The 13,080-nt window shown below is 45.2% G+C and carries 12 protein-coding genes; all 12 read right to left on the bottom strand.

The genetic code is table 11. The features are described from left to right. Positions 1 to 3: 3 nt before the first annotated feature. Positions 4 to 699: a class A sortase gene (locus F6I03_RS01735; RefSeq protein WP_070430694.1), complete on the bottom strand. Its 696-nt coding sequence runs from the start codon at positions 697 to 699 to the stop codon at positions 4 to 6. 50 nt (positions 700 to 749) lie between these two features. After that, entirely contained in the window at positions 750 to 1,118 is a 369-nt protein-coding gene (locus tag F6I03_RS01740) for a DUF4430 domain-containing protein (RefSeq protein WP_070430693.1), read from the bottom strand. Positions 1,119 to 1,290: 172 nt separating this feature from the next. Continuing rightward, positions 1,291 to 2,148 carry a MetQ/NlpA family ABC transporter substrate-binding protein gene (locus F6I03_RS01745; protein WP_070430692.1) on the bottom strand — a complete coding sequence of 286 codons (858 nt, stop codon included), beginning with the start codon at positions 2,146 to 2,148 and terminating at the stop codon, positions 1,291 to 1,293. Positions 2,149 to 2,287: 139 nt separating this feature from the next. Further along, positions 2,288 to 2,956 (bottom strand): phosphate signaling complex protein PhoU, encoded by a 669-nt coding sequence (gene phoU, locus F6I03_RS01750; protein ID WP_083290541.1) that lies wholly within the window; start codon positions 2,954 to 2,956, stop codon positions 2,288 to 2,290. 87 nt (positions 2,957 to 3,043) lie between these two features. Next, the gene (locus F6I03_RS01755) at positions 3,044 to 3,685 is read right to left on the bottom strand and encodes an MBL fold metallo-hydrolase (protein ID WP_070626078.1); all 642 of its coding nucleotides are present in this window, start codon (positions 3,683 to 3,685) and stop codon (positions 3,044 to 3,046) included. A gap of 304 nt (positions 3,686 to 3,989) precedes the next feature. After that, complete coding sequence (gene lepA / locus F6I03_RS01760; protein WP_070430690.1) at positions 3,990 to 5,828, bottom strand: translation elongation factor 4; 1,839 nt, start codon at positions 5,826 to 5,828, stop codon at positions 3,990 to 3,992. A 240-nt stretch (positions 5,829 to 6,068) separates the two neighbouring features. Then, entirely contained in the window at positions 6,069 to 7,217 is a 1,149-nt protein-coding gene (locus F6I03_RS01765; RefSeq protein WP_070430689.1) for an ABC transporter substrate-binding protein, read from the bottom strand. Between the two features lie 24 nt (positions 7,218 to 7,241). Further along, positions 7,242 to 7,979 carry an ABC transporter ATP-binding protein gene (locus tag F6I03_RS01770; protein ID WP_070430688.1) on the bottom strand — a complete coding sequence of 246 codons (738 nt, stop codon included), beginning with the start codon at positions 7,977 to 7,979 and terminating at the stop codon, positions 7,242 to 7,244. Beyond that, positions 7,980 to 9,005 carry an ABC transporter permease gene (locus F6I03_RS01775; protein ID WP_070430687.1) on the bottom strand — a complete coding sequence of 342 codons (1,026 nt, stop codon included), beginning with the start codon at positions 9,003 to 9,005 and terminating at the stop codon, positions 7,980 to 7,982. It abuts the gene before it with no gap. A gap of 348 nt (positions 9,006 to 9,353) precedes the next feature. Next, positions 9,354 to 10,526 carry a molecular chaperone DnaJ gene (gene dnaJ, locus F6I03_RS01780; RefSeq protein WP_070430686.1) on the bottom strand — a complete coding sequence of 391 codons (1,173 nt, stop codon included), beginning with the start codon at positions 10,524 to 10,526 and terminating at the stop codon, positions 9,354 to 9,356. A 92-nt stretch (positions 10,527 to 10,618) separates the two neighbouring features. Next, a complete protein-coding gene (gene dnaK / locus F6I03_RS01785; protein WP_070430685.1) occupies positions 10,619 to 12,442 on the bottom strand; it encodes a molecular chaperone DnaK in 1,824 nt (607 codons plus the stop codon). Positions 12,443 to 12,498: 56 nt separating this feature from the next. After that, on the bottom strand, positions 12,499 to 13,068 hold the full coding sequence (gene grpE, locus F6I03_RS01790) for a nucleotide exchange factor GrpE (RefSeq protein WP_070430684.1): 570 nt from the start codon (positions 13,066 to 13,068) through the stop codon (positions 12,499 to 12,501). Positions 13,069 to 13,080: the final 12 nt, after the last annotated feature.

Below are 13,080 nucleotides of genomic sequence, written 5' to 3' on the forward strand. Positions count from 1 at the left end.
TTATTAGTAGATATGTTCCACATCACGATACTCTGCTTTAAAGAGGTCCAAGGTCTCTGGGTCCGCTTGGTCAAAATCTATGGTGTCAACTAACTTAGCTTGTACAATCTTACGGTTCGGGTCATCACCTAGGGCCTTGGTACAGGTCATCAAGGTCAGCATGGCATGGTCCGTCTTCGGATCAACCAAGTCCACCCGGGTTTCAGGGACCACCTCATTGAAGTCAACCTCGAAGCGATAAATTTTATCTAAGTCCGTCACATAGATGCTATCTCCCATTTTGGTCTTATCCAAGATGGGCGTAAGCAGTAAGTTCTCTCCAAAATAATTCATATTATGGCTGGTAATCGGATAATTTCCCTGGCCTAACTTTTGTTCACCGGGGAAGAAAGTCGAAGCCCCATGGAGCATATTCTCTTCGGTTAAGCCATCAAATAGCGGCACATAAATATCTGCCTCTGGATAAGCAACTGCTCCAATCACTGGAATAACAGAATTGAGACCCTTAATCCGTTCTTTAGCAGCCGCAACTTCTTCCGCACTCGCCTTTTGGTCTGCTTTAGAGGACGCCTCCACCTGGCTACTTTGTTCACTCGCTGCCTCATGGGCTTCCTTGACCGGCGCCTTCTCAGCTGAACAACCGCTGAGAACCAGGGCCGCCAAGCTTAGGGCTGCGAGGTAATGTGTCAATTTTTTCATCGCTTTTCTTCCTTTCTTCATTGCTTAACTTTAGTTTGCCTAAAGATCAGCTAGTTGATCTTCTCCAATTTCCAAACAAAATGGTCGCCTGCTTCAATCTGAACCTGGTCTAAGGGCATATCACTCGCTTCTTGGTTGACTTCATAGCGCCACCAACGTTTGGCTTGGGGGTCCTCCCGATAACCATCGATGGCTTGAATATAGTGCCCATCCGTTTCAATTTTGAAATTGTCTGCCATGACATCCAGCAGACTCTCCCCGACAACTTCTTCATTAGCTAAAGTTCTTTGCTCAAGCTGCTGGTCATCGACATAAACTTCGATCGTCAGGTCTTCCTGGGGCTCGGCGGCCTGCCGACAAGCTGCCAAAGCACAAATTAGAAGCAAGCCTAAGAAAAACGTCCACAATCCTTTTTTCAATGCTTTGCACCTTTTCTATGAAAATTTCGTCAGCTAAACTTATTCTAAACTAATTTCTATCCCTTGTTAAGCTTAAAGACCTAATTCTTAGGCGTCAAGCAAAAACTGCTTTAAGTACTTGTCAATAAAAAACCACTAGCCTATAAGCTAGTGGCAAGAGGTGCCTCTGGATCTATAATCCTAAAACTTCTTCGAGTTCTTCTCCCGATAGCTGAACAGATTGTTTAGTCCCTCCAAATTCTTCATCGATAAAAGCCTTCACATCATCTGAATGATAAATCTCTAGGAGTTTCTGCAAGCCAGGATCCTGCTCCCGGCCTTTCTGCGTCACAAACACATTGACCTTATCTACAGTATCTTCATTAACTTCTTCATAGAAGATCGCATCCTCGAAGACGTTTAAACCGCCTTCCAAGGCATTTGTATTACCCATTAATGCAATATCTACATCACCGAGTACGCGTGGCATGGTGGGATCGTCCACTTCAACGAATTGTAGGTTTTTAGGATTTGAAGTAATATCTGCTTGGGTAGAAAAAGAATCAAAATCATCAGCTAATTCAATCAAGCCAGCTGTCTGTAATAATTCCAAACCCCGGGCTAAACCAGCTGTTTGGTCTGAAATCGCCACAGTCGCTCCATCTGGGACTTCCTCCAAAGTCTCATATTTATCAGAATAGATACCCATGGGCTCTAGATAAGTTGTCCCCACAGCCCGAAGCTTATCCCCTGTTTCTTCGTTAACCTGCTTTAGATAAGCAATCATTTGGAAGGCGTTCGCGTCTACCTCCCCCTCAATCGTCGCTGTATTAGCGGAGACACCATCATCAAAGCGGCGGACCTCAATGCTTAGCCCGGCATCTTTGAGCGCCTGAGAATCTTTAATGAAGTCCCAGACGTCGGCATCCCCTGACATAGATCCAATAATATAGTGGTCTTGCTCACCAGACGCTGACTCGGTCTGTCCCTGGGAACAAGCCGTGAGGAAAAGTGTTAGGACGGCAAGTAAGATGATTTTAGTTTTTTTCATTGTGATTCCTCCAATCTATACTTATCATAGCATAAATCACTTACTATTAGTCAGTCAATAAGCGGTCACGATTGATCGCTTAGGTCTAGGCAATAAAAAAAACCAGCCTGTTTCCAGACTGGCTCATTCAGGTTGAGGATTAAGCGTTTAAGTCTACCATATCTCCGTCTTCCATATAAAGAACGCGTTCACAGATATTAGTCGTATAGTCCCCTAAACGTTCATAGTTTGAAGCAATCGAGAGATAAGCTGCTGCACTTTCGCTGATTTCAGCATCCCCGCCCGCAGTAATTTCCTCAACGATATCATTATGGACTTGCTTATAGAGCGCATCGATTTCGTGGTCTCTTTCGGCAATTTCCTTAGCTGCTTTGGCATCTTTTGCGAAGAATGCAGCGATGGCATCTTTAACCATTTTTTCAACTTTGACGGACATGTCGCGAATTTTTTCCTCAATGTCTGGTAGACGTTGGGAATCGGCAATCACCAAGGAAGATTTGGCGATCGATACGGCGTGGTCACCCATCCGTTCCAAGTCAGAGGTAGCTTTCAAGATCGAGGCAATCATGCGTAGGTCGTTAGCAACAGGCTGTTGTAAGGCAATTAACCGGTAGCAATCCCGCTCAATCTTGAACTCGTACTCGTTAATTTCATCATCATTTTCAATCACTTGTTGGGAGATAACGACCTTATGATCGAGTAAAGCATCACTCGAATGTTCAATCGCTTGGAGGGTTAATTCCCCCATGCTTTTAAAAAGTTCGCTCAGTTCATGTAGTTGGTTATCAAATGTTTTTCTAATGGACATCGTGTGATCCCTCCGATTGATTAATTGTAAGCATTGTTTTCTAATATAATTATAACTTAGTAAAGGCCAAATTGTAAGTAAAATCCCTTAATCAGATAGCTTAAAGAAGGGATTATGGGATTTTTCTTCAGCAATCGTCGTTTCTCCCATATGTCCAGGGAAGACTCGCGTTTCTTCTGGAAGCAAGAAGAGCTTTTGAATGATAGACTTGAGAATAGTCGCTGTATCTCCACCAATCAAATCGGTCCGCCCAATGGAATGGCGGAAGAGGGTATCCCCAGAAAAAAGCAGGCCTTCGTCTTCAAAATAAAGAGAGACCCCGCCTGGTGTATGGCCTGGCGTATGGAAGACTTCGAAGCTAAGACCTGCTAAATGATAGAGCTTCCCCTCTTGGAAGGTCTCCTCAGCAGGCTGGCAAGTCACAGCTTGGCTAGCAAAGCCGAGAGCGGATAAATTCTTCTCCGCAGATAGCAAGTAGTCCTGGTCAGCTGGATGAATATAGACAGCTGCTTGGCTATATTGGCGGATGGCCTCCAAGGCGCCAATATGATCGCAGTGTCCATGCGTTAGGAGGATAGCTTCAAGTTCTAAACCCTGATCTTCTAGGTAAGCGATGATACGGTCAGCTTCACTCCCTGGATCCAGCAAGAGGGCCTGACTGGACCCTTCTTGGTTGATAATATAGCAATTGGCCTGGAGTGCGCCAACAGTTAGACATTTGATTTGCATCAGACAACCTCTTTTCTAAGCTTTACCCCTATTCTAACACAGGACCAGCCTGCTATAAAAATAAGAAAAAAGCTGGGACAAAAGTCCCGGCCTCTTTATAAAATACGAACTATTCTTTAAAAACGTGCTCCAAAAGTCAGTCCTGACATCCACTTCACGAACTATGGAAGATCCTTTGACAAGGTTCTTCCATAATTCGCGGACAGTTGCTATAGCTGTTCGAAGCGAAGGGAGTTACAGATATAGTATGCGTTAGCAGATTCAGGGCTAACCGACTTTTGTCACACTCTCTTTGACAAGAAACTTAGGACTCGTCATCCATATTGAGGATGGCGAGGAAGGCTTCTTGAGGGACTTCGACTGAACCAATGGCCTTCATCCGCTTCTTACCTTCTTTTTGTTTTTCGAGCAGTTTGCGCTTCCGCGACACGTCCCCACCGTAGCACTTGGAAAGAACATTCTTGCGTAGGGCTTTGATATTCGTCCGCGAAATAATCTTATTGCCGATAGCGGCCTGGATAGGAATTTCGAATTGTTGGCGAGGAATGACTTCCTTCAACTTGCTGACTAATTGACGGCCACGCTCATAGGCGAAATCCTTGTGAACGATAATCGACAAGGCATCGACAACCTCACCATTTAGGAGGACGTCTAGCTTCACTAACTGACTCGGACGGTAGCCCGTGATTTCATAATCGAGGGAAGCATAGCCCTTGGTATTGGACTTTAATTTGTCGAAGAAGTCATAAATCACTTCGGCTAGGGGCATGTCATAGATAACGGTCACACGGATATCATCCAAGTAGTTCATGGTTACAAATTCACCACGCTTGCGCTGGCAAAGTTCCATGACCGCCCCAACAAAAGATTGGGGAACCATGATCTCAGCCCGCACATAGGGTTCCTCCACATGGTCGACTTCCGTATTGTCCGGCATTTCGGAAGGATTGGATACTAAAACCATATCGCCATCCGTCTTGTAGGCCTGGTAAATAACAGACGGTGCTGTCATGATCAAGTCCAGGCCGAAGTCACGCTCTAATCGTTCCTGGGTCACGTCCATGTGTAAGAGACCGAGGAAGCCACAGCGGTAACCAAATCCGAGTGCTGTCGAACTCTCTGCTTCAAACTCTAAGGAGGCATCATTTAAGTGCAATTTCTCTAGAGCTTCGCGCAGGTCGACATATTCTGAAGAGTCGACAGGATAAAGGCCACAGTATACCATCGGCTGCATCTCCCGGTAGCCTGGTAGAGGATCGGCAGCCGGATTAGAAGCTAAGGTCACGGTATCCCCCACCTGGGTATCTTGGATCGTCTTGATGCTAGCTGCAAGATAGCCCACATCGCCAGCCATCAAATAATCTCTTGGGATCGGTTGGGGAGACATAATCCCCAACTCCGTCACATCGAAGGTCTTGCCATTACTCATCAGCTGAATGGTATCCCCTTTTTGGATAATACCATTTTGGACACGGATGCTCAGAATAACGCCCTTGTAAGCATCATAAACCGAGTCAAAAATCAAGGCCTGAACGGGGCCCTCCAAGTCACCTTGAGGCGCAGGAATATTATGGACAATCTGTTCGAGAATTTCAGGAATCCCGATGCCTGCCTTAGCAGAGCACAAGACCGCTTCGCTGGCATCTAAGCCGATAACGTCTTCGATTTCGCTACGAACGCGCTCCGGATCTGCTGCGGGCAGGTCAATTTTATTAATAACAGGCAATAGTTCCAGGTCGTTCTCTAGGGCCAGGTAGACATTGGCCAGGGTCTGAGCTTCAATTCCTTGGGCAGCGTCCACCACCAGGATGGCCCCTTCACAGGCGGCTAGACTCCGGGATACCTCATATGAGAAGTCGACGTGACCAGGCGTATCGATCAAATGGAAGATATAAGTCTCCCCATTCTCTGCCTGGTATTCTAATTCAACAGCATTTAATTTAATGGTAATTCCCCGCTCTTGTTCGAGATCCATCGAATCAAGCAGCTGGTCGTGCATTTCACGATCGGAAACTGTCCCTGTCTGTTGGAGAATACGGTCAGCCAAGGTAGACTTGCCGTGGTCGATATGGGCCACAATCGAGAAGTTTCGAATCCGCTCTTGCCTTTCTTTTAACTTTTGGATATCTAATTGATTTGACACCTAAATATTCACATCCTTATAAGCATTGTTCGTTAATAACTAAACTCTATTTTAATGTAAACAGGCAGCATTAGGCAAGTATTGCCTTAACATCTTCTGACTTTTATGGAAAAAAGGAGGCTGAAAAATTTCAGTCTCCTTTTAAATCAGGACTTTTTATTGTCTGCTCAGTTTTCTTAGGCTAGTCTTTAGCCTGGTGGCAGAGCTTTTGCCAAAATGAGAAGCCGCCTTTAAAGCTGCTTAGTCTTGACCAACAAAGTCTTCAATATTGAAGCCTACCGGGGCATAGAGTTGACGGTATAAGTCATCAGGATTTAGCGACTGATCAACGATACCTAGCTCTTGGTAGTCAGCAACAATTTCCTTAACGGTCTCAGACATTTGATCTTGGCTTGGATGGTAGTCTAAGGAATCGATAAAGTCGTAGGAAATGTCTTTATCACCCGTTAGGAGGTTCTCTTCAAAGAGATAGTTAATATAGGCATCGGAATCTTCTTCCGCCCAAGCATTGGCCTTGTAGAGCGCACGGGCTAGGCGCTTAGCGGTAATGGGATTTTCTCGCGCAAAATCTTTATTAATATAATAAGCACAGCATACTTCATCTTTAAATTCTGGCGTCTCAGTCGTCGAATCTAATTCTTTAAGTGTCCCATTCTTAACGAAAGGATCAGCTACGTTCTCATCGTAGATGGCCCCGTCTAATTCCCCATTGGCTATGGCTTGTGGGGATGCACTTGAATCTGTGCTCACCCAATCGATTGAGTCAGTATCGACGCCTGATTTTAAGAAGAAACGTAAACCAACGTTATGGTCGGATTCACCGAGGCCACCGTGGATCCCAATCTTAGAATCAGCGAGGTCAGCAGAAGACTCAGCCTCCGAATCAGCTGCAACATAGAGTCCCTTACAGCCTGTATGCATAGGCCCCAAATATTGGGCATTAACCCCATTGATAATAGGGATTAAAGTTGGTGTAATTAAACCTGCTCCCAGTGCTACTTGGCCTGTTCCCACAGCATCAATTGTTGTTTGCTGGCTTTTAACAACTTCAACATCTAAGCCTTCGTCATCGAAGTAGCCCTTCAATTCCGCCACATTAACTGGAGCCGTACACCCCGTTGAGTTAATCACTTTGATGGTTTGCCCGTAAGCCGGCTCCTTCTTCCAGGCGTCGTCATCATCAACATTAACTTGCTCTAAGGCAACAGCTTCCGTGCCGCCACCTGCTTCTGCACTTCCTGCTTGTCCCTCTTGCTTAGACGCAGTGGTTTGGCTGGTCTCATTTGTTTCTTGGCCTGCTGATTGACTCTCATTAACGGAAGTCTGGCAGCCCACCAAGGCGAGCCCACAAAGGCCAAGTGTTAACCATTGCTTGATTGAACGTTTCATTACGATCTCTTCCTTTCCTACTACTTAAAAATCGAGTGCTTGTAAAATTTCATTACGGTAATTGATAAAGGCTTGGCTGGTCCGTCGGCGCGGGTAGTCCAGGTCAATGTTAACGATCTGACTAAAACGCCCAGGATGGGGCTGCATGATCACCACGCGCGTCGCCATATAAACCGCTTCTTCAACATCGTGGGTCACCATAATCATTAAATTCTGGCTGGATTGCCACAAACTAATCAATTCATCTTGAAGGCTTGCCCGAGTAAAAGCATCTAGAGCGCCCAAGGGTTCATCTAGGAGAAATACTTCCGGTTGGTTGATCATGGTGCGCGCTAGACTGACTCTCTGGGCCATACCACCCGACAATTGATGCGGGTAATAGTTCTTATAATCTTCTAAGCCAATCAGTTGAATGATGCGGTCGACTTCAGCCTGGTCCACTTCTTTTTTCATATCTTGTGAAAACTTGATATTCTCTTCCACCGTCCGCCAGGGAAATAAAGTGGGATTTTGAAAGACCATGCCCCGGTTAGGATCCGTATCCTCAACCAGTCGATCATTCAGGCGGATTTCCCCCTTAGTCGAGGGGGTTAAGCCTGCAATCATATTCAGGAGGGTCGACTTACCGCATCCAGAGGGACCCACAATGCAGATAAACTCTTGGTCACTTGCTTTAAGATTAATATCTGCTAAGACTAATTGGATGCCCCCCTCCGTTTTGGGAAAGGCCTTGTAAATATTTTCTAAACTTAATTGTGTCATCTAATCCTCCTTCCATTTCAAGGTGCGGTCAGACAGCCAATTGAGGATGAAATGCACAGCGAGGAACAAGACACAGATGACAATAATACCAGCGTACATTTTATCGTATTCGGCCCAATTTTTTTGCCAGGTGATATAGAAACCTAGGCCCGACTCAACCCCCATCATTTCTGCAACAATTAAAGAAGTACAAGCTGTTGACATCCCTTGAATCAAGCCTGAAAAAACAGTCGGCAACATAGCGGGGACTGTGACTGAGCTAATCAGTTGCCTTTGACTCGCTCCTAGGGTTTTGGCGACAGAATAGTAGGCCTTATCAATCTGGTTAACCCCTGAGAAGGTGGCATTATGTAAGGAAAAGAAAACGCCCAAAGCAATAATAAACATGGCCCCTTTCTGAAGTGAGGCGGCTAAGACCATAACGATAGGGATCCAGGTGGTCGTCGGAATCGACCCAATTACTGTCACGAAAGGTGAGATCCAATAATTAATCTTCTTATTATAACCAGAGAAAACGCCCGTCACAATCCCTAAGACTGCACCAATAATGAAGCCTTGAAAGAGCAGGCTAATCGAAGCGCTGGCCGATTCAGCTAAAAACGCCGCATCTGCAATCATGGCGTTCAGAATCTTATCCGCCCAAGGGAAATAGGGTAAGAGTAAAGTAGCTGTCTTCAAAGTTAACAAGTCGTAAATCATTAAGAGGATAAAGATCAAACTTTGAAAGGGTGCAGCTCTCCGCCAGCGTCTAAATTGGTCGTCACTGACCTGTGCCCAAATGCCTCGGACTAAAAAGTAAGCCAGAAAAATACCAATAAAGCCTGCATACAAATAAGTATTGGCATTCCCCGGATGGTTGGGGACATAGAGGTATTCCAATAGATGCAATAAACTGGCTAGGACGGGAAAGAAACAGACTAGCCGGTTCCAAGCTTTCTCTGCTTGACTCTTGGGCTTAGCTTCTAGATCTTTAAGGTCCGCTTCACTCAACTGACTGAGCCATTCCTCGTTAATTTCTTCTGCCATCACTCAGCCTCCTTTAAAATTTAATTCAAACTGTTTAATTAAATCATAGTACAAACTTATCAGCATTTAAACTATCAATTTTCGTTAAGCCTTGATCGAAAAAAATGAAAGTTAAGATGCTCTGTCACTTTCTTAGTGAATCCTCATACAGACTATCTGACTGAAGTTGGAATCTCCGGAGAATTGGGGGACAAGCTAGCTGTCCAGCTGGTCATATCTAGCTTAGATGAGAAGCTTAGTCATAAAATCCAGCGCTAAACTAAGGAAAAATTTAACAAGAAAAACAGCCCCCACCACTGTGCCATATCGACACAATGTTGGCGGCTGTCTTGCCTTAACTTTAAAGCCTTAATCTTTAAAGCGATTTTTTAATTTCTCAAAGAAATTCTCTTCTTCTTCAGTGATATTGTCACCTGAAGCTTGAGCAAACTGGCGGAGGGCTTCTTTTTGCTTATCATTAAGGTTTTTCGGTGTGACGACTTTGACAGTAACGTGTTGGTCGCCCGTAGAATTGGAGTTAATTTTCGCCACTCCCTTCCCCCGCAAGCGGAAGTTATCTCCGGACTGGGTACCAGCTGGGATCTTCATCTTGACCTTGCCGTGAACCGTTGGAATTTCGACCTCATCACCGAGAGCTGCTTGGGCGAAATTGATAGGATACTCAAAGTAGATATCCGCCCCTCGACGGTCGAAAATATCACTTTCTTGGACCCTGAAGACCACATAGAGGTCTCCTTTTGGCCCTCGGTTATAGCCAGCATTCCCTTGGTCAGCTAGGCGCATACTTTGTCCGTCATCTACCCCGGCAGGAATATTGACCTTCACCGTATGTGTAACCGTTTCACGGCCAGAACCATGACAGTTGTCACACTTGTGTTCGATAATTTCCCCTTCTCCGTCACAGTTGGGGCAGGTCGTTTGCGTTTGCATGCGACCGAATGGTGTATCGCGGGTTTGGTTGACAACGCCAGAGCCATTACATTGTTGGCAGCGTTTGGCAGCTGTCCCTGGCTTAGCTCCCTTACCATTACATACGTGACATTCTTCTTCACGCTTGTACTTGATGGTCTTCTCTACCCCAAAGACAGCTTCCTTAAAGCTTAAGTCAATTGTGTATTGAAGGTCGTCACCTTGGCGTGGAGCATTCGGATTCCGGCGCTGACCAGATGAGAAGCCACCGAAACCACCAAAGCTGGAGCCGCCACCAAAGAATTGGGAGAAGATATCATCGAAGTCTGCTCCGCCATATGATTGGTAGCTGCCCTGGCCACCACCACCGAAACCACCAAAGCCGCCCTGGGCTCCTGCATGGCCAAATTGGTCGTATTGGGCACGTTTTTGTTCGTCACTTAACACTTCATAAGCTTCGGTTGCTTCTTTAAATTTTTCCTCAGCATCGGGGGCATCACTGATATCAGGATGGTATTTTTTAGATAGCTTCCGGTAAGCTTTTTTAATTTCTGCTTGGCTGGCGTCTTTAGAAACGCCTAGGATATCATAATAATCACGTTGTGTTGCCACAAGCTTCCCTCCTATCTCACTGTATTATCCCTTAACTTTCAAAAGAAAAGCCCCTGCCCTTAGCGCAGAACAGGGGATAATCTTCGAATGAATTAGTCGTTGTCAACTTCTTCGAAGTCAGCATCAACTGAACCATCATCATTTTGTCCACCGTCTTCACCGTTTTGAGCTTCGGCTTCTGCTTGAGCTTGTTGGTAAAGTTGAACGGTTAGATTTTGAAGGACTTCATTCAATTCATCTTTCTTAGCACGCATGTCATCCAAGTTATTGGCTTCTTGGGCAGCCTTCAATTCATCCTTAAGACTATTTGCCTTGTCGATTTCAGCTTGGTCAACCTTGCCTTCCACATCTTTCGTCGTCTTTTCAGTTTGGAAGATCAATTGTTCCACTTCATTCTTCAAGTCTGCTTCTTCTTTACGTTTTTCGTCTTCAGCTGCGTTAGCTTCTGCATCCTTCATCATGCGATCGATTTCTTCATCCGTTAAGCCGGAGTTGGATTGGATTGTAATGGCTTGTTCCTTACCAGTCCCTTTATCTTTGGCGCTAACGTTAACAATCCCGTTCTTATCAATGTCGAAGGTTACTTCGATTTGTGGCACACCACGTGGGGCTGGATTGATATCGGTTAATTGGAAGCGACCTAAAGTCTTATTGTCTTCAGCCATTGGACGTTCCCCTTGGAGAACATGAATGTCTACGGCTGGTTGGTTGTCCGCAGCTGTTGAGAAGACTTGTGACTTAGAAGTTGGAATTGTCGTATTCCGATCAATTAACTTAGTGAAGACACCACCCATGGTTTCGATACCGAGTGATAATGGCGTAACGTCTAAGAGTACAACGTCCTTCACGTCACCAGTAATTACCCCACCTTGGATAGCAGCACCCATAGCCACTACTTCATCAGGGTTCACTGAACGGTTAGGGTCTTTACCTGTTTGGGTCTTCACAGCATCAACAACGGCAGGAATACGGGTTGAACCCCCAACTAAGATGACTTCATCAATATCTGAAGCTTTGAGGCCTGCATCAGCCAAGGCTTGTTGGACAGGTTTCTTGGTCCGTTCAACCAAGTCAGCTGTTAATTCATTGAATTTAGCCCGGGTTAAAGTCGTTTCTAAGTGCAGAGGACCGGCTTCACCAGCTGAAATGAAGGGTAAGCTGATTTGGGTTGAAGTGACACCAGATAAGTCTTTCTTAGCTTTTTCAGCAGCATCTTTTAGCCGTTGCATAGCCATCTTATCAGATGAGAGGTCAATCCCATTTTCTTTCTTGAAGTCTTCAACTAAGAAGTCAACAATCTTGTTATCGAAGTCGTCCCCACCGAGTTCATTATCACCAGCAGTCGATAGGACTTCAAAGACGCCGTCACCTAATTCAAGGATGGAAACGTCGAAGGTCCCACCACCTAAGTCAAAGACGAGGACTTGTTCTTCTGAATCGGTCTTGTCTAAGCCATAAGCTAAGGCTGCAGCGGTAGGTTCGTTAACAATCCGGTCAACTTTCAAGCCAGCAATTTGACCAGCGTCTTTAGTCGCTTGACGTTGGGCATCGTTAAAGTAAGCAGGAACGGTAATTACCGCATTGCTGACGCTTTCGCCTAAGTAATCTTCCGCATATTTCTTCAAGTATTGGAGGATCATTGCGGAGATTTCTTCAGGCGTATAATCCTTATCGTTTAAGTGAACTTTGTAACCAGATTCCCCCATGTGACGCTTGATAGAAGCCACAGAGTTAGGGTTCGTTACCATTTGACGTTTAGCTACTTCACCCACTGAAGATTCGCCATCTTTAAAGGATACAACTGATGGTGTGGTCCGGTTACCTTCTGGGTTTGGGATAATCTTAGGTTCGCCACCTTCAAGAACTGCAACGGCTGAGTTTGTTGTCCCTAAGTCAATACCAATAATTTTTGCCATAATTTAAATTCTCCTTTTCTTCGATTATTTTACTTGACCGCTTAAGAATAAGCTCTTTATTGTGCAATGATAACCATTGCAGGTCTTAAGACGCGGTCCTTCAAGACATAGCCTTTTTGATAAACTTCAACGATTTCTTCAGCCTCCTGGCCTTCTTGAGCTGGGACTGAAGAAACGGATTGGTGGAAGTTCGGGTCAAAGGGCTCACCAACTGGGTCGATCACCTCAACCCCTTCTGCCTTCAAGGCTTCCAACAGGTTTTGGTGGACCATTTCAACCCCCTTCTTCAAGTTATTGGACGCTTCATCATCCGCTTCAATAGCTAATGCGCGTTCCAAATTATCTAAAGAAGGTAGGATAGCTTGAGCTAAGCTCTGTGACCGGTACTTGGCGGCATCTTGCCTCTCATTTGCATTCCGGCGCTGGATATTTTTAATCTCAGCGGATAGGCGCAAGATTTGCTCGTCTTTTTGAGCGACTTTATCTTCTAATTCCGCCAGCGGATCTGTTTGCTTGTCTTCTTGATCTTCTGTTTCTAGCTTTTCTTCTCTTTGTTCATCGACTTCTTCATTAGAAACTTTCTCTTTTTCTTCTTCTGTTTCGAAATCTTTTTCCTGATCTGACACTTGAGTAAAGCC

The organism is Aerococcus sanguinicola (assembly GCF_008726925.1).
GTDB lineage: Bacteria > Bacillota > Bacilli > Lactobacillales > Aerococcaceae > Aerococcus.